The 24,902-nt window shown below is 65.3% G+C and carries 22 protein-coding genes; 13 read left to right on the top strand and 9 right to left on the bottom strand.

Features of this window, described 5'->3' with window-relative positions:
- The first annotated feature begins 52 nt into the window (after positions 1-52).
- The 3 genes from mfd (at position 53) to tcmP (ending at position 5,650) form a co-directional block, all read left to right on the top strand.
- Positions 53-3,517, top strand: coding sequence for a transcription-repair coupling factor (mfd, locus tag LLW23_RS14585; protein ID WP_228946222.1), 3,465 nt, complete (start codon positions 53-55; stop codon positions 3,515-3,517).
- A 202-nt stretch (positions 3,518-3,719) separates the two neighbouring features.
- Complete coding sequence (locus tag LLW23_RS14580; RefSeq protein ID WP_228946221.1) at positions 3,720-4,451, top strand: DUF5131 family protein; 732 nt, start codon at positions 3,720-3,722, stop codon at positions 4,449-4,451.
- Positions 4,448-5,650: a three-Cys-motif partner protein TcmP gene (gene tcmP / locus LLW23_RS14575; RefSeq protein WP_228946220.1), complete on the top strand. Its 1,203-nt coding sequence runs from the start codon at positions 4,448-4,450 to the stop codon at positions 5,648-5,650. The genes LLW23_RS14580 and tcmP overlap by 4 nt, the downstream gene beginning before the upstream one ends.
- 134 nt (positions 5,651-5,784) lie before the next feature.
- On the opposite strand, the gene LLW23_RS14570 is transcribed toward tcmP, so the two are convergent.
- On the bottom strand, positions 5,785-6,222 hold the full coding sequence (locus LLW23_RS14570) for a hypothetical protein (protein WP_228946219.1): 438 nt from the start codon (positions 6,220-6,222) through the stop codon (positions 5,785-5,787).
- 243 nt (positions 6,223-6,465) lie between these two features.
- Between LLW23_RS14570 and trmFO the strand changes: the two genes are divergently transcribed.
- Positions 6,466-7,797, top strand: coding sequence for a methylenetetrahydrofolate--tRNA-(uracil(54)-C(5))-methyltransferase (FADH(2)-oxidizing) TrmFO (gene trmFO, locus LLW23_RS14565; protein ID WP_228946218.1), 1,332 nt, complete (start codon positions 6,466-6,468; stop codon positions 7,795-7,797).
- On the opposite strand, the gene LLW23_RS14560 is transcribed toward trmFO, so the two are convergent.
- A complete protein-coding gene (locus LLW23_RS14560; protein ID WP_228946217.1) occupies positions 7,794-8,249 on the bottom strand; it encodes an EF-hand domain-containing protein in 456 nt (151 codons plus the stop codon). The two genes, trmFO and LLW23_RS14560, sit on opposite strands and share 4 nt — an antisense overlap.
- A gap of 30 nt (positions 8,250-8,279) precedes the next feature.
- A complete protein-coding gene (locus LLW23_RS14555) occupies positions 8,280-8,942 on the bottom strand; it encodes a hypothetical protein (RefSeq protein WP_228946216.1) in 663 nt (220 codons plus the stop codon).
- Between the two features lie 73 nt (positions 8,943-9,015).
- Here LLW23_RS14555 and LLW23_RS14550 point away from each other — a divergent pair, with 73 nt between their 5' ends.
- From LLW23_RS14550 to LLW23_RS14540, 3 genes are read left to right on the top strand one after another with little or no spacing between them, the layout of a single operon-like run.
- Positions 9,016-10,962 carry a TadE/TadG family type IV pilus assembly protein gene (locus LLW23_RS14550; protein WP_228946215.1) on the top strand — a complete coding sequence of 649 codons (1,947 nt, stop codon included), beginning with the start codon at positions 9,016-9,018 and terminating at the stop codon, positions 10,960-10,962.
- Positions 10,959-11,546 (top strand): TadE/TadG family type IV pilus assembly protein, encoded by a 588-nt coding sequence (locus tag LLW23_RS14545; protein ID WP_228946214.1) that lies wholly within the window; start codon positions 10,959-10,961, stop codon positions 11,544-11,546. Before LLW23_RS14550 ends, LLW23_RS14545 begins: the two co-directional genes overlap by 4 nt.
- A complete protein-coding gene (locus LLW23_RS14540; RefSeq protein ID WP_228946213.1) occupies positions 11,543-12,277 on the top strand; it encodes a TadE/TadG family type IV pilus assembly protein in 735 nt (244 codons plus the stop codon). Before LLW23_RS14545 ends, LLW23_RS14540 begins: the two co-directional genes overlap by 4 nt.
- A 126-nt stretch (positions 12,278-12,403) precedes the next feature.
- Here LLW23_RS14540 and LLW23_RS14535 read toward each other — a convergent pair whose 3' ends face one another.
- Complete coding sequence (locus LLW23_RS14535; protein WP_228946212.1) at positions 12,404-13,819, bottom strand: pyruvate dehydrogenase complex E1 component subunit beta; 1,416 nt, start codon at positions 13,817-13,819, stop codon at positions 12,404-12,406.
- A gap of 1 nt (position 13,820) precedes the next feature.
- The gene (gene pdhA, locus LLW23_RS14530; protein WP_228946211.1) at positions 13,821-14,864 is read right to left on the bottom strand and encodes a pyruvate dehydrogenase (acetyl-transferring) E1 component subunit alpha; all 1,044 of its coding nucleotides are present in this window, start codon (positions 14,862-14,864) and stop codon (positions 13,821-13,823) included.
- A gap of 181 nt (positions 14,865-15,045) precedes the next feature.
- On the opposite strand from pdhA, the gene LLW23_RS14525 reads away from it, so the two are divergent.
- The 3 genes from LLW23_RS14525 (at position 15,046) to LLW23_RS14515 (ending at position 18,580) form a co-directional block, all read left to right on the top strand.
- On the top strand, positions 15,046-16,332 hold the full coding sequence (locus LLW23_RS14525; protein WP_228946210.1) for an MFS transporter: 1,287 nt from the start codon (positions 15,046-15,048) through the stop codon (positions 16,330-16,332).
- Positions 16,333-16,334: 2 nt separating this feature from the next.
- A complete protein-coding gene (gene cysK, locus LLW23_RS14520; RefSeq protein ID WP_228946209.1) occupies positions 16,335-17,255 on the top strand; it encodes a cysteine synthase A in 921 nt (306 codons plus the stop codon).
- Between the two features lie 95 nt (positions 17,256-17,350).
- A complete protein-coding gene (locus LLW23_RS14515; protein ID WP_228946208.1) occupies positions 17,351-18,580 on the top strand; it encodes a cell wall hydrolase in 1,230 nt (409 codons plus the stop codon).
- A 100-nt stretch (positions 18,581-18,680) separates the two neighbouring features.
- Here LLW23_RS14515 and LLW23_RS14510 read toward each other — a convergent pair whose 3' ends face one another.
- The 4 genes from LLW23_RS14510 to hisI are packed head-to-tail and all read right to left on the bottom strand — an operon-like array spanning position 18,681 to position 21,782.
- A complete protein-coding gene (locus tag LLW23_RS14510; RefSeq protein WP_228946207.1) occupies positions 18,681-20,477 on the bottom strand; it encodes an acyl-CoA dehydrogenase C-terminal domain-containing protein in 1,797 nt (598 codons plus the stop codon).
- A 2-nt stretch (positions 20,478-20,479) separates the two neighbouring features.
- A complete protein-coding gene (locus tag LLW23_RS14505) occupies positions 20,480-20,890 on the bottom strand; it encodes a MerR family transcriptional regulator (protein ID WP_228946206.1) in 411 nt (136 codons plus the stop codon).
- 32 nt (positions 20,891-20,922) lie between these two features.
- On the bottom strand, positions 20,923-21,423 hold the full coding sequence (locus LLW23_RS14500) for a hypothetical protein (RefSeq protein WP_228946205.1): 501 nt from the start codon (positions 21,421-21,423) through the stop codon (positions 20,923-20,925).
- Complete coding sequence (hisI, locus tag LLW23_RS14495) at positions 21,420-21,782, bottom strand: phosphoribosyl-AMP cyclohydrolase (protein ID WP_228946204.1); 363 nt, start codon at positions 21,780-21,782, stop codon at positions 21,420-21,422. The genes LLW23_RS14500 and hisI overlap by 4 nt, the downstream gene beginning before the upstream one ends.
- A gap of 175 nt (positions 21,783-21,957) precedes the next feature.
- On the opposite strand from hisI, the gene LLW23_RS14490 reads away from it, so the two are divergent.
- The 3 genes from LLW23_RS14490 to purF all read left to right on the top strand — a co-directional run bounded on the left by LLW23_RS14490 (position 21,958) and on the right by purF (position 24,879).
- On the top strand, positions 21,958-22,380 hold the full coding sequence (locus LLW23_RS14490) for a hypothetical protein (protein ID WP_228946203.1): 423 nt from the start codon (positions 21,958-21,960) through the stop codon (positions 22,378-22,380).
- Between the two features lies 1 nt (position 22,381).
- The gene (locus LLW23_RS14485) at positions 22,382-23,293 is read left to right on the top strand and encodes a hypothetical protein (RefSeq protein WP_228946202.1); all 912 of its coding nucleotides are present in this window, start codon (positions 22,382-22,384) and stop codon (positions 23,291-23,293) included.
- A 128-nt stretch (positions 23,294-23,421) separates the two neighbouring features.
- Positions 23,422-24,879: an amidophosphoribosyltransferase gene (purF, locus tag LLW23_RS14480; RefSeq protein WP_228946201.1), complete on the top strand. Its 1,458-nt coding sequence runs from the start codon at positions 23,422-23,424 to the stop codon at positions 24,877-24,879.
- Positions 24,880-24,902 lie beyond the last annotated feature (23 nt).

The raw sequence follows: 24,902 nt of genomic DNA, 5'->3' as shown, positions 1-24,902 counted from the left end.
TCCCCCTCTCCCAACCCTCTCCCCTGAAGGGGAGAGGGCTAGAAAGCATTCGATGCCCAACCTTCAAACCATCCTAGCCGCCACCGCCCCCCTAACCCTGTCGGGCGTCCCCACCGGCTTCCTCCCCAGCGTCCTCGCCGATCTCGCGCGCGCCGCGAAGACGCGTGCCGTCTTCATCGCGCCCGACGAAGCCGCAATGCGCGCGATCGCCTCCACCGCGCATTATTTCGCGCCAGAGCTCGAGATCGTCGAATTCCCCGCCTGGGATTGCCTGCCCTACGATCGTGCCTCGCCCACCCTGCGCGTCATGGCGGAGCGGATCGGCGCGCTCCACCGGCTGCAGCACAAGCTGAAGGCGCCGCAGCTCGTCCTCACCACCGTCAATGCCGCGGCGCAGCGCACGCTCACCCCGTTCCGCATCCGCCAGCTCGTCGCGACGCTCCAACCCGGCGAACGCATCGCCCGCGACAAGCTCGCCACGCTCCTCTCGGCCAACGGCTATGTCCGCACCGATACCGTCCACGATTCGGGCGAATTCGCCGTCCGCGGCGGCCTCGTCGACCTCTTCCCCTCGGGCGAGACCCACGCGCTGCGGCTCGATTTCTTCGGTGACGAGATCGAGAGCGTCCGCACCTTCGATCCCGCCGATCAGCGCACCACCGGCAAGCTCCCCGGCTTCACCCTCCTCCCCGCCTCCGAGGCGCTGCTCGACGACGACAGCATCAAGCGCTTCCGCAGCCGCTATCGCGAGACCTTCGGCGCCACCGCGACCGGCGATCCGCTCTACCAGGCGATCAGCGACGGCCGCCGCCTCGCCGGCATGGAACATTGGCTGCCGCTGTTCGAGGAGAAGCTAGCAACGCTCTTCGACCATCTCGGCGACGACGCGCTGATCGTCCGCGATCACGGCGTGAAGGCCGCCGGCGATTCCCGCTTCGAATCGGTCGCCGATTATTACGAGAACCGCAAACGCGCCGAGGCCGCGCAACCCGGCAGCTACCGCGCGCTCCCCGCGAAGACCTTGTACCTCGCGCCGAAGGAGTGGGACGAAGCGCTGGTCACCACCGCCGCGCACGTCACCACCCCGTTCCACGAGCCCGAATCCAAGACCGTGATCGACTTCGGCGTCGACGGCCCGCGCGATTTCGGCCCCGAGCGGATGGCGGGCAACACCGGCGGCAACGTCTACGAAGCCGTCGTCGATCACCTCGCCAAACTCCGCCGCGACGGCCGCACCCCCGTCCTCGCCAGCTATTCGATCGGCGCGCGCGATCGCCTCGGCCATCTGCTCCGGGACCACGGCCTCACCGGCACGAAGCTGGCCGAGACATGGCAGGAGGCGCTCGGCGTCGGCGAGACGCAGGTCGCGCTGATCGTCCTGCCGCTCGACCACGGCTTCACCGCCCCCAACGTCGCCGTTCTCACCGAGCAGGACATGCTCGGTGACCGCCTCATCCGCCGCGCCAAGCGCCGCAAGTCCGCCGACGCCTTCCTCGCCGAGCTCGCCACGCTCTCCCCCGGCGATCTCGTCGTCCACACCGATCACGGCATCGGCCGCTACGTCGGGCTGACGCAGGTGCCGGTCGCCAAGGCGCCGCACGATTGCGTCCAGCTCGAATACGCCGGCGGCGACAAGCTCTACGTGCCGGTCGAGAACCTCGAAGTCCTCTCGCGCTATGGCGCCGGCGAAGAGGGCGCCAGCCTCGATCGGCTCGGCGGCGAGGGCTGGCAGCGCCGCAAGTCGAAGATGAAGGAGCGGATCCGCGAGATCGCCGGCGAGCTGATGGCCACCGCCGCCGCCCGCGCGCTGCGCCCCGGCGAGATCGCCGAGCCCGATTCCAGCGGCTACCCCGGCTTCGTCGATCGCTTCCCCTATCAGGAAACCGACGATCAGGACCGCGCGATCGAGGAAACGCTCGCCGACCTCTCCGCCGGCAAGCCGATGGACCGGCTCATCGTCGGCGACGTCGGCTTCGGCAAGACCGAGGTCGCGTTGCGCGCCGCCTTCGTCGCGGCGATGGCCGGCATGCAGGTCGCGATCGTCTGCCCCACCACGCTCCTCGCGCGCCAGCATCACCTCAATTTCACCACGCGCTTCGAAGGCTTCCCGATCGAGATCGGCCGCCTCTCGCGCCTCGTCCCCGCCGCCGAAGCGAAGCGCGTCAAGGAAGGCCTCGCCTCCGGCCAGCTCGACGTCGTGATCGGCACGCACGCCCTCCTCGCCAAGGGCATCGATTTCAAGCGCCTCGGCCTCGTCGTCGTCGACGAGGAGCAGCGCTTCGGCGTCACCCACAAGGAACGGCTGAAGGCGCTCAAGGCCGACGTCCACGTCCTCACGCTCACCGCCACGCCGATCCCGCGCACGCTGCAGATGGCGATGAGCGGCCTGCGCGAACTCTCCGTCATCCAGACTCCGCCGGTCGATCGCCTCGCGGTGCGCACTTATGTGATGCCCTGGGATCCCGTCGTCCTGCGCGAGGCGCTGCTGCGCGAGCATTACCGCGGCGGGCAAAGCTTCCTCGTCACCCCGCGCATCGCCGATCTGCCCGACATCGAGGAATTCCTGCGCAAGGAAGTCCCCGAGATCCGCTACGTCATCGCGCACGGCCAGATGGCGCCGGCGCAGGTCGAGGAGCGCATGTCGGCCTTCGTGGAAAAGAAGTTTGAAGTGCTCATCTCCACCTCGATCATCGAGAGCGGCATCGACATCCCCTCGGCCAACACGCTGATCGTCAACCGCGCCGATCGCTTCGGCCTGGCGCAGCTTTACCAGCTGCGCGGTCGCGTCGGCCGCTCGAAGACGCGCGCTTATGCCTATATGGTCACGCCCCCCGAACGGATGATGACCGACGCCGCCGAAAAGCGCCTCAAGGTGCTCAGCGATCTCGACAGCCTGGGCGCCGGCTTCCAGCTCGCCAGCCACGATCTCGACATCCGCGGCGCGGGCAATCTGCTGGGCGACGAACAGTCCGGCCACATCAAGGAAGTCGGCTACGAGCTATACCAGTCGATGCTCGAGGAAGCGATCATGGACGCGCGCGCCGGCGGCATGGCCAGCCGCCCGCGCGATTTCTCGCCGCAGATCACCGTCGACACGCCGATCCTGATCCCCGAGGAATACGTCCCCGATCTCGACCTTCGCATGGGCCTTTACCGCCGCCTCAACGATCTCGACAGCAAGCCCGACCTCGACGCCTTCGCCGCCGAAATGATCGACCGCTTCGGCGCCCTGCCCGAGGCGACCGACAATCTGGTGAAGGTCATCGAGATCAAGATGAACGCCAAGGTCGCCTGCGTTTCGAAGATGGACGTGGGGCCAAAGGGCGCGCTGGTGAGCTTCCACGACGACAAGCCGCCCAACATCGACGGCCTGCTGGCGTACGTCGAAAAGCTCGGCGGCATCGCGAAGCTGCGCCCGGATTCGAAGCTGGCGCTGACGCGCAACTGGGCCGACCCAGCCGCCCGGCTGCACGGCGCGCTGCAACTGTCGAAGGGGCTGGCGAAAGCGGCGGGCTAAATCCTCCCCGAGCTCGCTCGGGGAGGCGAAACCGCTCGCCCCAGGCGAGTGGTGGAGGGTAACCCTACACGCGCTCTCTTGGTACAATTATCTTGACCACGCGTCCGAAGTTACTGGCACGTCGCAATTGCGGCGCTCGTCATCTAACGTTGCATTCTTATCTGCGCCGTGCGATGTTCCACATCTGTTCTGAGGGGGCAATATGGCGGACGGTAGCGCCATTGAATGGACTGATGCGACGTGGAACCCGGTGACTGGATGTACCCAGATCACCGCTGGTTGCGACAACTGTTACGCATTGCGCTTCGCTGAGCGCTTTCGCGGAGTGCCAGGCCATCCCTTCGAAAGCGGCTTCGACCTCACGTTACGGCCGGGCAGAGTAAATCAGCCGCTCGCGTGGCGGCGGTCGCGCATGATTTTTGTCAATTCTATGAGCGACCTCTTCCACAAGGAGGTTCCGCACACGTTCGTTGATCTTGTTTTCGACACTATGGAGCGAGCTAACTGGCACGTATTTCAGGTATTGACGAAGCGAAGCTCTTTGATGCGCGAGTATCTAAAACGCCGCTATAAGAGCCGGGCGGCACCAGGACACATTTGGCTTGGCGTCTCGGTGGAGGAAGCCAAGGCGAAGTCGCGGATCGAGCATCTGAGGTCCGCGCCAGCTGGGGTACGCTTTCTTTCTATTGAGCCACTTATTGGCGCTGTTGGTCCGATTAATTTGGCCGGCATTCATTGGGTAATCGTAGGCGGAGAAAGTGGGCCGAAGGCTAGGCCAATGTCTGCTGACTGGGTGCGAGACATCCAGCGTCAATGCGATGAGCAGAATGTCGCTTTCTTCTTCAAGCAATGGGGAGGTATCAGGCCAAAGTCTGGTGGTCGGTCACTCGACGGCAAAGAATGGAATGAAATGCCAAGCCTAGCCGCCGCATGACGACTACTTTTGCTCCGCCGGTTCCACCGGAGTATGTCGGACGCGAGCAGGCTTACATCAAGCACCTCTTCCTTCGCCAGTATTTGGGGCGCTTGGTTCATAAGATCGGCAGCTTCGCAGATCATATTGTGTACGTAGACGGATTTTCTGGTCCTTGGAAAAGCGGGGCCGAAAACTATAGCGATACTTCATTCGGCATCGCGCTTAAGTCACTGACAGAGGCCAGTGATTACTGGTCTGGAGCAGCGAGCAGGTCCAGAAACGTGAAAATGTCTGCGCATCTCGTAGAGCGAAATGCATCGGCGTTCCTGCAACTGCAGGGTATCGGTTCTCATTTCCCTGCTGTGCAGGTGACGCCGTACAAAGACGATTTTCTAGACGTTGTTGCAGACATCGCCGGCACGATCCCCGCAGGGGCATTCAGCTTCTCTCTGATCGATCCTAAAGGATTCGCGTTAGATATGGCGCGATTAAAGCCTCTCCTTTCGCGTGAACGCAGCGAAGTTGTCTTTAATTTTATGTTCGACTTCGCGAACCGTTTCACCAATCTGCCGCAACTGCAGCCAACGTTCGATCGGCTGTTTGTCGGCGTCAACTGGCGTGATGAGCTAAATCGGTTGGAAGCTGATCCCGCTTCTACTCCGGAAGCTCGAAAACGCGCATTCTTGCGATGGTTTAAAGAAGCCGTGCGCAACGTGGGCGGATTTCGCTACGTTGCAGATGTAGAAGTTCAGTACCCGGGCAAGAGCAGGACCTTCTACTACCTCGTATATGGCACAAGGAAACCGCCCGGAATTGAGGTGTTCCGCGATTGTCAAATCAAGGCGTTGGAAGAACAGGCCGCTGTAGCTGGACGAATGCAAATTCAGGCGATTACCTCGACGGGGCAGGGCTTTCTGTTTGGTCCACCGGAACCCTCGCGCGATTTGAGACTCGATGCCGCGCTTGCTCGCGAGCGGGTTGCTGCTCGCGAGATGATGTTGCGGATGATCCCCTTGGGTGACACTGGCATCGCCTGGGAGCACGTCTGGCCCAACGTCCTATCGGAACACGTTGTAAGCCGATCCGCACTAGGACGCGAGGTCAACGCCTTGCGAAAGGCAAGAGTCTTGTCTGTGCCGGCTTGGACCAGCAACCGGAAACAACTTCCAGATGATTCCTACAGGATCTCAAGGGGCAACGCTTGGCCAAGGCCTTAAGTGCCCGCGTTTGTCCGCTTGCCGTGCCCATCTGAACAGCAATCCCCCCCGCCCGTCCCCGCCACTAGTCAGCGATGACCAACGACATTCACGTCATCGGCGGCAACCGTGCCGGCAACGGAATGCCAGCGACCCTACACCAGCCCCGTCAACCGCAATAGCAAGGTCAGCACCGGCACCACCGCCATCGTCAGGAACATCGCCCCGATCAACGGCCATCCCGTCGCCTCACCGCTCGTCACCCTGCGCGACCGCAGCCCCTGGACGACCCACAACCCCAGCAGGCCGAACCAAATCGCGTAGGCGATCAGGATCGCCACCCAGCTCGTCGCCACAACCGATGCCAGCGCCACCGGCAACCCGAAGATGAGGAACAGCATGAACGCAACGGCCGACAGGTCGAGCCGCTTGCCGCCTGTCTTGCGCCCCCCGCGCCGCGCACTCCAGAACATCAGTCCGAACCACGCTCCATAGGCGACCAACAGCGGCCAGAGGCTCGCGCCGAACATCAAGGCGAGCGTCACCGGTACACCGATGAAGAGAAGCGCCGTGCGGATGAGTCCCGATGTCACCGCCGACGCTTTGCACATCCGGCCTTAAAGGTCGGTGCATCGCCGAACTGTCCTACACCCCGCCCGACCTGTAAAAGTCGCACCCATGCCATCCCCCATCCCCACCACGAATGTTGAGGCCCGTTGGAGAAAACCCCGCCACAGCCTCAACATTGTCAACATTCGCGGCACCGCAGCATCGCCGCACCCCCGCCCCAACCGCCAGCAATTCCCTTTCCGCCCCCTCCCCGCTACGGGCTTGCGATGACCCACGACATCCACGTCATCGGCGGCGGGCTCGCCGGGAGCGAGGCGGCCTGGCAGCTCGCCGAGGCCGGCCACACCGTTCGCCTTTCCGAAATGCGCGGCAGCGGGGAGAATACCCCCGCGCACCACACCGATCACCTCGCCGAGCTCGTCTGCTCGAACAGCTTCCGCTCCGACGATGCGGAGAGCAATGCGGTCGGGCTGATCCACCAGGAGATGCGCACGCTCGGCTCGCTGATCCTGGCGCAGGGCGATATCCACAAGGTCCCCGCCGGCTCGGCGCTGGCGGTCGATCGCGACGGTTTCTCCGCCGCCGTCACCGCGGCGCTGGCGGCGCACCCGAACATCACGATCGTTCGCGAGCGCGTCGATACGCTGCCGGAAGGTCCGGCGATCATCGCCACCGGGCCACTGACGGCGCCAGCGCTGTCCGAAGCGATCGCCGCGGAGACGGGCAAGGACGCGCTCGCCTTCTTCGATGCGATCGCCCCTATCGTCCATCGCGACAGCATCGACATGGGCACCGCGTGGTTCCAGTCGCGCTACAACAAGGGCGACGGCACCGATTACATCAACTGCCCGCTCACCCGCGAGCAATACGACGCCTTCGTCGAAGGCCTGCTCGCCGGCGAGAAGAGCGTGCCGCGCGAATGGGAGAACGTGCCCTATTTCGAAGGCTGCATGCCGATCGAGGTGATGGCCGAGCGCGGCCGTGAGACCTTGCGCTACGGCCCGATGAAAGGCGTCGGGCTCGACCAGCCCGGCACCGCGACCGACGAACATCCGCAAGGCCGCTGGCCCTATGCCTGCGTCCAGCTGCGGCAAGACAATGCCGCGGGCACGCTGTGGAACATCGTCGGCTTCCAGACCAAGCTCAAGCACGCCGAGCAGGTACGCCTGTTCCGCACCATCCCCGGACTGGAAAACGCCGAATTCGCCCGCCTCGGCGGCCTCCACCGGAACACCTTCCTGCGCTCGCCTGAGCTGCTCGATCCCGAACTGCGGCTGAAATCGCGCCCGAACGTGCGCTTCGCCGGCCAGATCACCGGCTGCGAGGGCTATGTCGAAAGCGCCGCGATCGGGATGCTGGCCGGTCGCTTCGCCGCCGCCGAACTGAGCGGCACGGCGATGCCTCCGCCCCCGGCCGAAACCGCGCTCGGCGCGCTGCTCCACCACATCACCGGCGCCGCGGTGGCGGAGACGTATCAGCCGATGAACGTCAACTTCGGGCTCTTCCCGCCGATCGAGGGCCGCACCAAGAAGGCCGATCGCAAGAAGATGTACACCGATCGCGCCCGCACCGCGCTGGCGGAGTGGCTGGCGGCCTAATTGTCCCCGTCCGCCACCACCGGACAGACGCACTTGGGCCTGGCCGAGCGTTTGACCGCGGTGGTGGCGAATTCGGTGCGATCCATCGCGCCCGATTTGTCGCCGTCCGCCCCGGCGAATTTTGCCAGCGTCTTCGCCCCCCATTCCTCGAACGACAGCCGCCCGTCGCCATTCGCATCGAGCTTCGCAAACGCCTTGCGCCGAGACGCGAGATATTCCTCCCGCGCGATTTTCCCGTTGCGATCCTTGTCGTACCGATCGAAGCGCTTCTCCTCGCGCGTCTTCTCGCTAGCCTCCGGCACCGGCGCATCGTCCACCGCCACCTCGCCAGCGGCAACTGCCTGTGGCGCAGGTGGCAGCACCGGATCGCTCCGCGCCCGCCCCGAAAACACCATCCACCCCGCCGCCACCATCAGTAGCGCCGCCACACCCCCCGCCAGATACCGCCACATCGCCGAAAGTCTCCCACCGCCCACCGCATCCTACCGCCCCGTCATCCGATGCCAAGCCAGCCGCGCCACCCGCGACGGCGCCCCGATCGGCCGCACTCCCGCCAGATCCGCCCGCGCAACATGCACCAGCGCCCCGAGAAACCGCCCCGCACCGCTCCACCGCTGCCGAGCCGCGCGCTCCAGCAAGGGTGCAGCCATCGCTCGCGCCCGCGCCGCCAGCCCGGCATCGGCCGTGGCAGGCGCCAGATCCGCCAGCGCCCACCCGGCCCCCGCCGCCGCCACATCATCCGCGGCCCCAGCCAGCCGCGCCGCCTCGCGAAACGCCAGCCCGCGCGCCTCGGCAAACGCCCCCAGCGCCGCATCGTCGGGGGCAGCGAGCAACAGCTCCCAGCCCTCTTCCATCCCCGCCAGCGCCGGCCCGTCCGCGCCCGCCGCGACAAGCGCGCGCAGGATCGGCTGCGCCGGCGCCGCACCCGTACCGATCCCCATCAACGCCTCGTACCACCACGTCAGCCGCAGCTGCGCCACCATCGCATCGCGCGTGCCGAGCGCCAGCTTCGCCAGCGTCGCATCCAGCGCAAACACCGCGGCCACCCCGTCGCGCGCGGCGACAGGCGCGTACCCCAGCGCCAGCACCCGCTCCGGATGCCCGCCCGCCGGGTCGATCCCGAAGGTTTCCGCGTCGTTAACCATGTCGTTTGAGGCCGGCTTAGCGGCTCACGCGGCATAGCGCCACGCAGGGATCACCACTTCAAATCGAGCAACCATGCGGGCGGGTACTACGATCATCACGACGTTTCTAGGGCGGCTGCGGCGCGACGTGCGCGGCAACACGCTGGCGGTGATGGCGATCGCCCTCATCCCGGTTTCCGCCCTGGCCGGCTCAGCCGTCGATATGGCGCGGCTGTATGTCGTAAAGGTGAGACTGCAGCAGGCGTGCGACGCCGGCGTGCTGGCCGGCCGCAAGTTCATGACCGATACCAATTCATCGGCGCTTGATACCACAGCGGTTTCTCGCGCCACCACTTTCTTCAACAACAACTTCACCAACGGCTGGATGCGCACCAACACGGTCAGCTTCACGCCGACCAAGACAGCCGACAATCAAGTCGCCGGCGCCGCCTCCGTCGTCGTGCCGATGACGGTGATGAAGATGTTCAAGACGCCGGACGTGACGCTGAACGTCACGTGCGAGGCGCGCTACGACGTGGCGGATACGGACGTGATGTTCGTGCTCGATACGACCGGATCGATGGCGTGTCCGCCGGAGATGAGCAATGCCGATTGCACCTCCTACGTAAACGGGAAGTCGACCGCCTACACGCGTCCGACAAGCGATACGAATGCGGTGAGCGGCTATCTGGGCTCGACTGGCTATGCCGTTACCGAATCAAGCGGCGCGGGTGGGTCACGCATCGGCGCGCTGCGGCAGGCGGTGAAGGACTTCTACTCGACAATGGCCGCGAACGCGGATTCGAGCACGCACATTCGATATGGGTTCGTTACCTACACATCCACGGTGAACGCCGGAAAAGCGATCTACTCGGTATCGCCGTCGTATCTCGTGGGCGGTAGCAGTGGCGACAAGTGGTTCTACCAGACTCGCAAGGTCAGGGACGATTATACGTCTGCTACCGGCGCGTGGACCGACCTTTCGCCGACGCGGACGCAAACCCAGTGCAATGCGCTAACGACCACCCGCGACCCCACGACCGCAAAAACCTACCAGTCGAACGGCACTGCATCGCAGACTGAATATCGCTGGACGACGTCGGGGACCGACCGCTGCCAATATCGCGTCAACACTCTGAGCCCGCAGTGGATCTACGGCCGATACGAACAGGACGTGTCGTCCTTCATCACCGGCGCGGCCGTCACCGATCCCACCAAGGTGACCGGCGAGACCACGAAATGGGACGGCTGCATCGAAGAGCGGGATACCGAGGCTGGTGTGACGAGCTTCACTGCCGCCTCAAAGGATCTTGACCCCGACCTGATCCCGACCAGCGATATCTCCACTCGCTGGAAGCCGATGTGGGCGAGCGTCATCTACGGCCGCAACCGCACCTGCAATTGGTGGGGCACCTGCTCGTTCGGGGGCACGGGAGAGGGCATCACCAACGGCGATGATGCTAACGCGGCTCCTCCCTGGGCGACGGAGAGTAACTTCAGGAACGGCTTCATCACCTGCGGCAAGCCGGTGAAACGCCTTTCGGAAATGACTGCCGCACAGGTCAACGCCTATGTCGACGCGACAGATTTCAAGGCGGTCGGCGGCACCTATCATGATACCGGCATGATCTGGGGTGTGCGGATGCTGTCTCCCAACGGCATTTTCGCCGCGGATACCGCACCGTGGGCGGGTCGAGCGCAACCAAACCGCGTGATCGTGTTCCTCACCGACGGTGCCATGGCGCCGAGCCAGACGATCTACGGCCTGTACGGACTCGAGCAGTTCGATCGGCGGATATCTGGCGGCACGTTCTCCAGCCTGACCGATTATCACAACGCCCGCTTCCTTGAGGCGTGCAACAAGGCGAGGACAATCGGTATTGACGTGTGGACGGTCGCGATCGGCATGGATACCACCACTGAGCTGACCAGTTGCGCGTCGAACATCGGCCAGGCCCTAGATACGACCAGCGGCACCGGGCTGTCCGACACCTTCAAGAGGATCGCCAAGCAAGTCGCGATGCTTCGAGTGTCGAAGTGAGGCAGGTGTCTTGCCGCCTCGCCCGTGATCAGCGGGGTGCGACGATCATCGAGTTCGCGATCGTGGCCCCGGTGATGATGACGCTGCTGATGGGCCTCGGTGACCTGCTCTATCAGGCCTATCTGCAATCGATCCTAGATGGCGCGATGCAAAAGGCCGGGCGCGATTCCGCGCTCGAACTGAACGTGACGAACGGCGACGCGCTCGACGACAAGGTCGAGACGATGGTTAAGAACATCGCGAAGAACGCGGAGTTCACGTCGCAGCGCCGCAGCTACAGCTCGTTTGCCCTCGTGAAACCGGAGAACTTCACCGACGGCAACGGCAACGGCACGCGCGACGCCGGCGAATGCTACGACGACGTCAATGGCAACAAGCAATGGGACGCCGATCCGGGCCGGGCAAGCCAGGGCGGCGCCAACGATGTGACCAAATATACAATGTCCGTCACCTATCCCCGCATCTTCCCCGTTGCGCGCATGTTCGGCTGGTCGGCGAAGGCGCAGATTTCCGCCACGACCTTGCTCAAGAACCAGCCGTACAAGACCCAGACGATCGCCACGATTAAACAGGTGTGCACATGATCCGCCGCATTCCCGCGCTCGCGCAGCGGCTGCGCAGCGATACCAGTGGCCTGGCGCTGCTGGAGTTCGCCTTTGCGCTGCCGCTGGTGCTCGGGATCGGCCTGTATGGCGTCGAGACCGCCAACCTCGCGCTGGCGAACCTGCGCGTCAGCCAGGTGGCATTGAATCTCGCCGACAACGCTTCCCGCGTCGGCGAAATCCAGTCGAACAACACCTCGCAATTGCGCGAGATCGACATGAACGACGTGCTCACCGCCGCTCAGCTACAAGGCGATCCGTGGGATCTCACCGCGCGAGGACGGATCATCGTGTCGAGCCTGGAGGAGAAAAGCGGTAAACAGATGATCCACTGGCAGCGCTGTCTTGGCACCAAGGGGAAGCCCGATGCCCCTGCCGCGGAGCGCGCGGACTTCAACTCGCATTATGGTACGACCACGGACAGCGCCGGCACCGATGCAACCAGCGCGACCGCGGGCTACGAAATTCCGGGTGCGGCCGGTATGGGGCCGACGGGCAGCAAGGTGACCGCACCGCCGAACTCCGGTGTGATGTTTGTCGAGGTTAACTATCAATACAAGCCGGTCGTCAGCAGCGCGTGGTTGCCGGGCGGATCCGCACGCATTCATTACATCGCATCGTTCATCGTGCGCGACAAACGCGTGTTCACGCAGATCTACAATCCGTCGCCAGCCGCGACGCGGTACACCTGCAGCCGTTATACCGAAACGTAGCCCGATCCGTTCGGAGTGACTCTGACAAAGCCCAGCCCGTCGCTGTATGATACGGTCCACCGCGAAGGATGGGCAGCGCTTCGACAAGCTTAGGACGAACGGATTTCGTCAGTTGCAGTCGCCCGTTCACCCCCGATACGTCACCTTCTTCACCGCCTCGACGATCCGGTCCGACGAAATCAGCGCCATCTTCTCCAGATTCGCCGCATAGGGCAGCGGCACGTCCTCGTTGCACACGCGCAGCACCGGCGCGTCGAGATCGTCGAAGCCTTCGGTCATGCAGATCGCGATGATCTCGCTCGCGATGCCGCACGTCGGCCAGCCTTCCTCGGCCACCACGACGCGGTTCGTCTTGGCGAGGCTCTTGAGCACCGCATCCTTGTCCAGCGGGCGCAGCGTGCGCAGGTCGATCACTTCGGCGTCGATCCCCTCGCCCGCCAGCGTCTCGGCCGCTTCAAGCGCGAGGCCGACGCCGATCGAGTAGCTCACGATCGTCACGTCCTTGCCCTCGCGCATCACGCGCGCCTTGCCGATCGGCAATACCCAGTCGTCCAGCTTGGGCACTTCGAACGAGCGGCCGTACAGCAGCTCATTCTCAAGGAACACGACCGGATCCTCGCTGCGAATCGCCGCCTTCAGCAGCCCCTTGGCGTCGGCGGCGTCATACGGCGCGATCACGATCAGCCCGGGGACGCTCGCATACCACGGCGCATAATTCTGCGAATGCTGCGCGCCGACGCGGCTGGCGGCGCCGTTCGGCCCGCGGAACACGATCGGGCAGCGCATCTGCCCGCCCGACATGTAGTTCGTCTTGGCGGCGGAATTCACGATATGGTCGATCGCCTGCATCGCGAAGTTGAACGTCATGAACTCGACTATCGGGCGAAGGCCGCCCATCGCCGCGCCGGTGCCGACGCCGGCAAAGCCATATTCAGTGATTGGCGTATCGATCACGCGGCGCTCGCCGAACTCGTCGAGCAGCCCCTGCGTCACCTTGTACGCACCCTGATATTGCGCGACTTCCTCGCCCATTACGAACACGCGGTCGTCGGTCCGCATCTCCTCCGCCATTGCATCGCGCAGCGCCTCGCGCAGCGTCTGCTTCACCATCTCGGTGCCTTGCGGAACGGCGGGATCGCTCACCGCCGCACCACGCTTGGCCGCGTTGAACATTTGTCGCGCACCGGTGTCCACCTTCTCCTGCGCCGGGTGCGCCGAATCCTCGACCTTGTCGTCCTTCGTCTCGTCGGCCTTGGTGTCGGGCGCGGGAGCCGCATCGTTCGACTCCGGCGCCGCATCGCCTTCGGCGTCGAGCTGCATGATCACCGTCCCGACCTTCACGTTATCGGTCCCCTCGGCGACCAGGATCTTGCCGACGACGCCCTCGTCGACCGCCTCGAATTCCATCGTCGCCTTGTCGGTCTCGATCTCGGCCATGATGTCGCCGGACTTCACCGCATCGCCTTCCTTGACGAGCCACTTGGCGAGCGTGCCCTCTTCCATCGTGGGCGAAAGTGCCGGCATCTTGATGTCGATCGCCATCTCAATACTTCCCCACCAGCACGTCAGTATACAGCTCCTGCGGCTCGGGCTCCGGCGTGCTCTCGGCAAAGTCCGCCGCCTCGCTTACTTGCCTGCGGATCTCGACCTCGATCTTCTTGAGCTCATCCTCCTTCACGCCTTCGGCCTCGAGCAGCTTCTTGACGTGCTCGATCGGGTCGGACTTGTCCCGCACCGCCTGGACTTCCTCGCGGCTGCGATATTTCGCCGGGTCGGACATTGAATGGCCGCGATAGCGATAAGTCTTCATCTCGAGGATGATCGGGCCTTTACCGGCGCGCACCCACTCCAGCGCCGTCTCGGCCGCGCCGCGCGCCGCCAGCACGTCCATCCCGTCGATCTGGATGCCGGGAATGCGGAAGCTCTCGCCGCGGCGATACAATTGGTCCTCGGCCGAGGCGCGATTGACGCTCGTGCCCATCGCGTACTGGTTGTTTTCGATGACGAAGATCACCGGCAGCTTCCACAGTTCGGCCATGTTAAAGCTTTCGTACACCTGGCCCTGGTTCGCCGCGCCGTCGCCGAAATAGGCGAGGCACACCCCGCCATCGCCCTTGTACTTGTGCGAGAAGCCGAGGCCGGTGCCTAGCGACACCTGCGCGCCGACGATGCCATGCCCACCGTAGAATTTATGCTCGACGCTGAACATGTGCATCGAGCCGCCCTTGCCCTTCGAGATGCCGGCCTGGCGCCCGGTGAGCTCGGCCATCACGTCCTTGGGCGGAATGCCGCACAACAGCATATGGCCGTGATCGCGATAGCCGGTGATCACGCTGTCCTTGTCCGACAGCGCGGATTGCAGCCCCACCGCGACGGCTTCCTGCCCGATGTACAGATGGCAGAAGCCGCCAATCAGCCCCAGGCCATAAAGCTGTCCGGCTTTCTCCTCGAACCGCCGGATCAGCAGCATGTCCTTGTAGAATTGCAGCAGCTCGTCCTTCGATGCCGCATAGGGCTGCGGCTCCGCCGGGCGTTCACGATTGGGGACGGCTGGTTCGGCGCTCTTCGCGCGGGGCGTTCTTGCCACGGGGTTGGACCTCGGGGTTCCTGGGGAAGGGAGCAGCGCCTATAGGCCCGGAAGCGCGCGGCGTGCAACGTACTGGGAGCGACGCCCGCTGTCGCTTCTGCATACCCCCAAGCCCCCAATCCCCGCCGTGCAACTCGGAATTCTTGTGCGCTGCCCCGCGCCGACCTAAGTCCCGCGCTGCATGTCATCCGCCACTCATCCGCTCCGGATCGCCAATTACCGCAGCTACTGGCTGGCGCGGCTCGCCAGCACGATCGCGCAATCCGCGCTCGCCATCGTCCTCGGGTGGCAAGTGTACAGCATCGCACGCGAGACGATGGACATCCGCGACGCCGCGTTCATGCTTGGCATGATCGGGCTTGCGCAATTCATACCGCTGTTCCTGCTGACCCCGCTGGTCGGGCTGATCGCGGATTCGGTGGACCGGCGATGGATCGTCCGCGGAACCACTACGCTGCTGGCAGTCACCACCGCGCTGCTTGGCTTCGCGACGTGGGAGGGGTGGCTCGGGCTACCGGCGCTGTTCGGCGCGGCGGTGTTCGTCGGGATCGCGCGCGCCTTTGCCGGGCCGGCCTATTCGGCGCTCGCCCCCAATCTGGTGCCGCGCGAAAGCCTGCCAACCGCGATTGCGCTCGGCTCGATCGCGATGCAGGTCGGCTTCATCGCCGGGCCGAGCGTCGGCGGGCTGCTGTTCGCGATCGATCCGATCGCCGCCTATGCCGGGATGAGCGTGATGTTCGCGGTCGCGCTGGTGCTGCTGCTAACGATCGGCCGCGTGCCCCAGCCCGCCGCGCAGAAGGACAAGAGGCCGCTCGCACGGATCATCGAGGGCTTTTCGTATGTGAAGCGCAACCGGCTGGTGCAGGCGGCGATCACGCTCGATCTGTTCGCGGTGCTGCTCGCCGGCTCCACCGCACTGCTGCCGATCTACGCGCGCGACATCCTCCACGTCGGCCCCACCGGCCTCGGCTTCCTCGCCGCGGGCATGGGGATCGGCGCGTCGGTGACCGGCGTGCTGCTGTCATTCCGCCCGATGCGGACCGATGTTGGGCGCAAGATGCTAATCTCAGTCATCGTCTTCGGGGCTGCAATCCTCGTCTTCGGCCTGTCGAAGAGCTTCCCGCTCAGCCTCGTCGCACTGGTCATCGCGGGCAGCGCCGACATGGTCTCGATGTACGTCCGCGGCTCGCTGATCCAGCTCCACACGCCGGACGAGATGCGCGGCCGCGTCAGCGCGGTCAGCCAGCTCACCATCTCGGCCTCGAACGAGCTTGGCGAAGCGGAAAGCGGCCTGCTGGCCTCGCTGGTCGGACCAGTCGCCGCCGTGGTGGTCGGCGCCGTCGGCGCGATCGCGGTGACAATGCTATGGGCACGGCTGTTCCCGGAACTGAAGCGTGCCAAGACCTTTGATCCACCCGAGCATCCCCTCTCGGTCGTCCCCCCCGAAACCCAGCACGCAGGAGCCTGACCATGAAGGCGAACACGATCCTCGACACCATCGGCAACACGCCGCACATCCGCATGCAGCGGCTGTTCCCCGGATCCGAAGTTTGGATCAAGTCCGAGCGGGCGAACCCCGGCGGGTCGATCAAGGACCGCATCGCGCTCGCAATGATCGAGGCAGCGGAAGCGTCGGGCGATCTCAAGCCCGGCGGCACGATCATTGAGCCGACCAGCGGCAACACCGGCATCGGCCTCGCGATGGTGGCGGCGGTGAAAGGCTACAAGCTCGTCCTCGTCATGCCCGAAAGCATGTCGCTCGAACGCCGCCGGCTGATGCTGGCGTACGGCGCGACTTTCGACCTCACGCCGCGCGAAAAGGGCATGAAGGGCGCGATCGAGCGCGCGCTGGCGTTGGTCGACTCGACGCCCAATTCGTGGATGCCGCAGCAGTTCGAGAATGCCGCCAACATCGACGTCCACGTCCGCACCACGTCGCAGGAAATCCTGAACGACTTCCGCGACACGCCGATCGACGTGATCATCACTGGCGTCGGCACCGGCGGCCACATCACTGGCGTCGCCGAAACGCTGAAGAAGGAATGGCCGAACCTCAAGGTCTATGCGGTCGAGCCCGCCGCCTCGCCCGTCATCGGCGGCGGCCAGCCCGGCCCGCACCCGATCCAGGGCATCGGCGCCGGCTTCATCCCGGCAAACCTCCACACGCAGGCGATCGACGGGGTGATCGAGGTCGACGCCGCGGTTGCCAAGGACATGGCACGCCGCGCCGCATCGGAGGAAGGCATGCTCGTCGGCATCTCCTCGGGCGCCTCGCTCGCCGCGATCCTGCAGAAGCTGCCCGACCTGCCCGACAACGTCCGCGTGCTCGGCTTTAACTACGATACCGGCGAGCGCTATCTCTCGGTCCCGGATTTCCTGCCGGAAGCCTGATCCGCTCCCGGCGTAAGGCGCAGGTCCAGTAACGGCACGCCCGTCACTGGACCCGCCCTTCGCCGGACCCGCGAAGTACGCTAAGCGCCGCCGCCGTGACAAATCTCCGCCCACTCCACCTCATCCTCGCCGTCATCGCGCTCGTCGCGATTGCGCTACCGCTCGTCGTCACGCATCTCGTGCCGCAGGTGCGCCAGCCCACCGGCATCGCCTCCACGCTGCCCGCGAAGCGTGTCGTGACGGCCAAGGAACTCCCTCCGGTCGAGCCGGTCGAATATGCCGCGATCGCGCCTGCCGACGCGCGCTCGATCAACGCCAAGGTGCCGTTCATCACTGGCCCCGTCCCGCCCGCACGCCCATTCCGCTTCGTCGGCGGCGCGGAGGATTTCGCCCGCGCGACCGACTGCCTGGCCGCCGCGGTCTATTACGAGGCCGGCGACGATGCGGTCGGCCAGCGCCCGGTCGCGCAGGTCGTCCTCAATCGCCTGCGCCACCCCGCCTTCCCCAAGACGGTATGCGGCGTCGTCTTCCAGGGCTCGGAGCGCAGCACTGGCTGCCAGTTCACCTTCACCTGCGACGGCGCGCTCGCCCGCATTCCCTCCCCCGCCGCCTGGAGCCGCGCGCGCGACGTCGCCACGCGCGCGCTGCGCGGCGAGGTCGAAAAGAAGGTCGGCTGGGCAACGCACTACCACACCGACTGGGTGGTGCCATACTGGAGTTCCAGCCTCGACAAGATCGCAGAGGTGAACACCCATTTGTTCTTCCGCTGGACCGGCTGGTGGGGCACCGCCCCCGCGTTCAACCGCATCCCGCAGCCCGGCGAATTGCCGATCGGGAAGCTCGCGATGCTCTCCCCCGCGCACCGCATGGGCGCCGCGCTCGCCGACGCCGATGCCGCGATCGTCGAGGCGACCCCCTTCTTCGGCCGCACCCCGCTGCCGCTCGCCAGCGACCAGAACACCTTCCTGACGATGCTCAACCCCGCGCAGGCCGATACCTATGCCGGCATGGCGCTCGCCGCCTGCGCCAATCGCGAGCGCTGCAAGTTCATGGGCTGGACCGAGCCCGACGGTATGGCCTTCACCATGCCGCTCAACCCCGATCAGATGAACGCCATGTCATTCAGCTACATCCGCGATCGCCAGAGCGGCCTCGAGCGGACCTTGTGGAACTGCACCGAATTCAAGCAGCGCACGCCCTGCATGAAACGCTTCGCGATCCGCGCGACCCCCGCGCCCGTCGCCGCGGAAGCGCCGGCGGAACTCGACGGCGTCCGCCGCAAGGCGGCCGAGGCGCCGGTCGGGAACATGACCGGCGTAGAGTGAGGCTTCCGTCGCCTACCCCGTCATCCCGGACTTGATCCGGGATCCCGCTTCTTCCACCATCGATGCAGGTAGTAGCGGAACCCCGGCTGACGCGATCGCCTCACGCCGCCCGGAACATCTCCACCGGCAGCGCCATCACCGCCTCGGCGCCACCCTCGATCTGCCGGCGATACGAACCCGCCTCCGGCAACACGCGCTCGGCAAAGAACCGCGCCGTCATCAGCTTCGCGTCGAGGAACGCCACGTCGCCCTCACCGGCGTCCTTCAACGCCGCCGCTGCAACCGCCATCCGCAGCCACATCAGCCCCACCGCAACCACGCCCATCAAATGCATGTACGGCACTGCGCCAGCGCCGATGTTGTTCGGATTGGCGATGTTGCTCATGAACCACATCGTCGACGCCTGAAGCTCGCCCAGCGCCTTCTCGAGCCGCGTCGCGATTTCGCCCGCCGCACCGCCCTTCGCCGCGGCACATTCCTCCGCCACCACCATGAAGAACAGCTGCACCGCACGCCCGCCATTCATCGCGAGCTTGCGCCCCACGAGATCCATCGCCTGGATGCCGTTGGTGCCTTCGTAGATCATCGCGATCCGCGCATCGCGCACGTACTGCTCCATCCCCCATTCCTGGATGTAGCCGTGGCCGCCATACACCTGCTGCGCGTCGGTCGCGATCTGATAGCCCTTGTCGGTGCCGACGCCCTTGATCACCGGGGTCAGCAGACCGATCAGGTCCGCCGCTTCCTGCCGCGCCGCATCGTCGGGCGCATTATGCTCCAGATCGACCTGCAACGCGCCCCACAGGCACAGTGCGCGCAGCCCCTCGGTCCACGCCTTGGCGTTCATCAGCATCCGCCGCACGTCCGGGTGGACGAACAGCGTATCCGCCTTCTCGTCCGGCTCGGCCGTGCCGGTCAGCGCACGACCCTGGCGGCGATCCTCGGCGTACTGGACAGCATTCTGGTACGCTGTCTCGGCAACACCTAGGCCCTGCAAGCCCACACCGAGCCGCGCGGCGTTCATCATGATGAACATCGCCGCGAGGCCCTTCATCTCCTCGCCGACGAGCCAGCCGGTCGCGCCGTCATAGTTGAGCAGGCACGTCGAATTGCCATGGATACCCATCTTGTGCTCGATCGAGCCGCAGGTGACGGCATTGCGCTCACCCAGCGAGCCATCGGCGTTCACCAGCACCTTGGGCACCACGAACAGGCTGATCCCCTTCGAGCTTTCCGGCGCACCCGGCGTCTTGGCCAGCACCAGGTGGATGATATTGTCGGTCAGGTCGTGCTCGCCGGCCGAGATGAAGATCTTGGTGCCGGTGAGCTTGTACGATCCATCCGCCTGCGGCTCGGCGCGGGTGCGGATCAGCCCCAGATCGGTGCCGCACTGCGGCTCGGTCAGGTTCATCGTACCGCCCCACTCGCCCGACACCATCTTGGGCAGATACAGCGCCTGCTGCTCGGGCGATCCCTTCGCGATCAGCGCCGCGATCGCGCCATGCGCGAGGCCCGGATACATCGCGAACGCCATATTGGCGGAGATCATATATTCCTGGAACGCCGTCGACACGACGTGCGGCATTCCCTGACCGCCGTACTGCTCGGGCGCCGACAGCGTGCCCCAGCCGGATTCGACGAACTGCTTATAGGCTTCCTTGAAGCCCTTGGGCGTCGTCACCGATCCGTCCTCGTGCCGTGTGCAGCCTTCCTGGTCGCCCGACTGGTTGATCGGGAACAGCACCTCGGCAACGAAGCGGCCGCCTTCTTCCAGCACCGCGTCCACCGTGTCGGGGGTTGCGGCAGCGAAGCCGGGCACGTTGGCGTGGCCGCTGAGGCCGACGACATGTTCGAGCACGAAGCGCGTGTCGCGGATCGGCGGGGTATATTGTGGCATGATTAATCCTTGGATTGATCGAGTAAGCTGAGAAATTGGTCGAGTTCGGCGATCGCAGCATCGATGTCGCGCTTCTGCGCTTCGAGCGCGTCGATCCGCGCGCGGCAGCGCGCCACCGTCACCGCGCGTTGCGTGTGGCGGCCGTCACCAATGTCGTACAGATCGACCATCTCGCGGATCTCGCCCAGGCTGAAGCCGACGCGCTTGCCGCGCAGGATCCAGGCGAGCCGCGCACGATCGCGATGCGAATAAATCCGGCTCGTCCCGCGCCGTCCCGGTGCGATCAGCCCCTCGTCCTCGTAGAAGCGCAGCGCGCGCGGCGTGACGCCGAATTCGGACGCAAGATCGGTGATGGTGAAGTGCGAACGATCCTCGCGCGGCGGGATCGAGTCAAAGGCTGCGGCAACCGACATCGCCTAATAAATAGGTTCCGCTTACGTGAACGTCAACCGCAGAGCGGCTCGCCGTCAGGGCCGCGCATCGCGCGCGCTTCGGCCGCCGCACCGCTCAGCCGTTGCGCGGTGAGCGCCGAAAATGACGCGCGGCCGGTGCAGCGCCGCTCGCATGCTGTCGGCACAATCGCCGGAAAGGTGACCCGCTCGCCTTCGAACGAAGCATCGAACTGACAGTCCGCGCCGAAGTCGATCCGCAGCGTCTCGCGACCTTTGGCTGTACCGCGCGCAAGGCAGCCCTGCCCTTCGCCATAATCGATGCTGGCGCCGATCCGATAGGCGTCTTCATTCGCGGTCAGGCACAGGCGATCGGTGTCCGAGGCATAGGCACCGACGGGATCGATCGCCTTGGGATCCGCCACGATCCCCGCTTCCACCGCGGCACGCTCCAGCGATGCGCCTGCGCCCGTCGCAACCGGCGCGGGCGCGCCGCTTGGCGTTTGATCGCAAGCGCCAAGCACCAGCAGCAGTGAAGCGGCGAGGCGAAGGATCAATCCACCGCCTCCAACCCGTCCGCGACGATACGGCGGTAGAAACACGATCGCGCGCCGGTGTGGCAGGCTGGCCCATCCGGCGTCGCGATCACCCACACCGCGTCCTGATCGCAGTCGATCCGCAGCTCGCGGACGTGAAGCACATTGCCCGAAGTCTCGCCCTTCACCCAAAGCGCGCCGCGGCTGCGCGACCAGAAGGTCGCCTTCCCCGTCGCGCGTGTCGCCGCCAGCGCCTCGGCATTCATATGCGCCACCATCAGCACCTCGCCGGAGCCGCCATCTGTGACGACAGCAGTCACCAGCCCCGCGGCATCATATCTGGGATCGAGGACGAGGCCACTTTCGCGCGGATCGGTCATACTCACTCCCAACAGCCCCCGCTCAATCGCATAATTCACGCGGCATCCCACAAACCTCGTCACCCCGGCCTTGAGCCGGGGTGACACGGGCTTATGCGAGAGCCCTACAACCGCAAGATCGGCGCAAGCAATCGGCGGCGCACTGTGGCATGAATGGCCGCGGAAGGGGCGCGCGATGGGCTTGTTCGGCACGCAGAAGCTGGCGGAGGCAAGCACGCCCGCCGCTGGCGTCCTGCGCCTTGCCCGGCCCGCCGCAGCCGCGATCGATATAGACCTCGCCGCCGCCCGCGCGATCGACTTCGTCCGGATCGGCGAAGCGTACGGCCCTGCCGACGAAGGCTGGTGGGCGATCACTGGCCCCGATCAGGTCGTCGCCGCACGCGCCGATTGCCCGATGCTCGATGTACTTCTGCGCGATCAGCGGCTCGCCGCACCCATCGGCGACAAGGCGATCCTCTGGCTAATGTCGCGGCCCACCGCCTTTCGCGGCACGCGCGATGGCGTCGCGATCGTCACCCCGGCGGCCTATGCCGAATTGACGCGCACGGCAGTTCGCGAGACAGTCGCGCACATCGACGATTTTCCCCGGATCGACTGACATGGCCAGCGCACCGCCACTGACGCAAAGCATCCGGACCGTCGAGATCGACGTGCTGCTGTCCCCCGGCACCCGCCCGGTCCGAATGCGCGTGCCTGCCTCGACTCGAGAGGAGGCTTATGCGCTGCTCAACAGCATCGGCAACGGCACCGTCGGCGGCGTGGCCTATGGCAGCGTCCTCGAACCGCTACGCAATGGCTACAAGCGCAACCTCGAAGGCGTCGAGCGGCAGATCCTACAGCGTCGCCAGGCGCTCGGCACCGGAGCGACGCCCGCGCAATTGGAGACGCTCGCGCGCTGGGGTTCAGCAGAGCGCACGCGGACAGCGAGGATCTGGCGTATCCCCACGCCAGTCACTGGGCTCGGGCTCGAGCTGCGCGATTGGCGGGTCTACGGCTGGGGCGGCCGCACCTACGATAATCTGTTGACCCGCAACGCCCGCGCCGGCCGCACCGGCGTCGCCGCCAACAACTACATCATCGGTTCCGCGACTCGCTCGAACCCCGGCTTCAACGCATCGGTCGCGCGCGGTGCGCGCATCCTGCGTGGCGGCGGGGGGGTGCTTGCCGTCGCTGGGCTCGGCGTGACCGCGCACGACATCTGGCGCGCGCCGGCGAATCAGCGCGGCGCGGTCGCGCAACGCCACGCCGTGGGAATCGCCGGCGGCATCATCGGCGCGGAAGTCGCGGCGGGGCTGGTGATGGTCGGCGCTGGCCTTTTGGTCGCGACACCCCCCGGCTGGATCATCATCGCGGTCGGTCTGGTCGGTGGCATCGCCGGCAGCATGATCGCCGACCATTATTTCTATCCCGACAATCACCAGACCGCGGCGTCCACGCTCGCGTCGGGCCGCGTGTTGCAGTGTACGGCGAACAATCCCCTTGGCGCCCCGAGAACCGCACGCGCACGGTAGTTTTTCAGAGTCGCATGTTCAATTTAATCCCCGGTTTTCCCCCGCAAAGCCGCCACTTTCCAAAACCACCCCATGACAATTCAGCGACAGCCGCTATATCGACGGCGCACGATGCGGGCCCCGACGCTATGCTGACAACCAATCCGTTCGACGACGATCATCTGCACGAGGAGTGCGGCATCTTCGGAGTTTCCGGCTCCGAGGGGGCTGCTGCGCTCGTCGCGCTCGGCCTCCACGCGCTGCAGCACCGCGGTCAGGAAGCCGCTGGAATCACTAGCTTTGACGGCCATGATTTCCACACGCGCAAGGCGATGGGCCACGTCGCCGGCAACTTTGATAGCGAGGCGGTCATTGGCGGCCTGCCCGGCGAAGTCGCCTGCGGCCACGTCCGCTATTCCACGACCGGCGAGACCGCGCTGCGCAATGTCCAGCCACTGTATGCCGAACTGGCGAGCGGCGGCTTCGCGATCGCGCATAATGGCAATATTTCCAATGCCATGAAGGTCCGCCGCGAGCTGATCCGCCGCGGCTCGATCTTTCAGTCGACTAGCGATACCGAGACGATCATCCACCTCGTCGCCACGTCGAACTACCGCACGTTGCTTGATCGCTTCATCGATGCGCTGAAGCAAGTAGAAGGCGCCTATGCGCTGATAGTGATGACGCCGGAGGGCATGATCGCCTGCCGCGATCCGCTCGGCATCCGCCCGCTCGTGATGGGCAGGCTCGGCGATGCAGTGATCTTCGCCAGTGAAACCGTCGCGCTCGACGTCGTCGGCGCCGAGTTCGAGCGCTCGGTCGAACCGGGCGAACTGGTGATCGTACAAGGTACCGAGATCCGCTCGATCCGCCCGTTCACACCCATCGCGCCGCGGCCATGTATCTTTGAATGGGTCTATTTTTCTCGACCCGATTCGATCGTCGACGATCAGTCGGTCTATTCGGTGCGCAAGGCGATCGGCCAGCAACTGGCACTCGAATCGCCGGTCGATGCCGATCTAGTCATCCCGGTGCCCGATTCGGGCGTGCCCGCAGCGATCGGTTATGCCCAGGAAAGCGGGATCCCGTTCGAGCTAGGCATCATCCGCTCGCACTATGTCGGCCGCACCTTTATCCAACCCGGCGACAAGGTCCGCCACCTCGGCGTGAAGCTGAAGCACAACGCCAATCGCGCGCTGATCAAGGGCAAGCGCGTCATCCTGGTCGACGATTCGATCGTCCGCGGCACGACCAGCCTCAAGATCGTGCAAATGATGCGCGAGGCCGGCGCGGCGGAGGTTCATATGCGAATCGCCAGCCCCCCCACCAAACACAGCTGCTTCTACGGCGTCGACACGCCCGAGCGCGCTAAGCTACTGGCCGCGACGCACAATCTGGGCGCGATGACCGACTTCATCCATGCCGACAGCCTGTCGTTCGTCAGCATCGACGGGCTCTACAAGGCGCTTGGACAAGCGAAGCGTGCCGATATCCGTCCGGGTCATTGCGACGCGTGCTTTACGGGCGACTATCCTACCACGCTGACCGATCACGATGATTCCGCGGAGGTCGATCAATTCGCCATGCTGGAAGAGCGGGTAGCGTAACCGCGGCCACTTCTGCCGCAACA

Origin of the sequence: Sphingomonas radiodurans (assembly GCF_020866845.1) — a bacterium.
In the GTDB taxonomy this organism is placed as follows: Bacteria; Pseudomonadota; Alphaproteobacteria; order Sphingomonadales; family Sphingomonadaceae; genus Sphingomonas; species Sphingomonas radiodurans.
The sequence above is the reverse complement of the archived record's forward strand: the minus strand, read 5'-3'. Positions and strand labels throughout refer to the sequence as shown.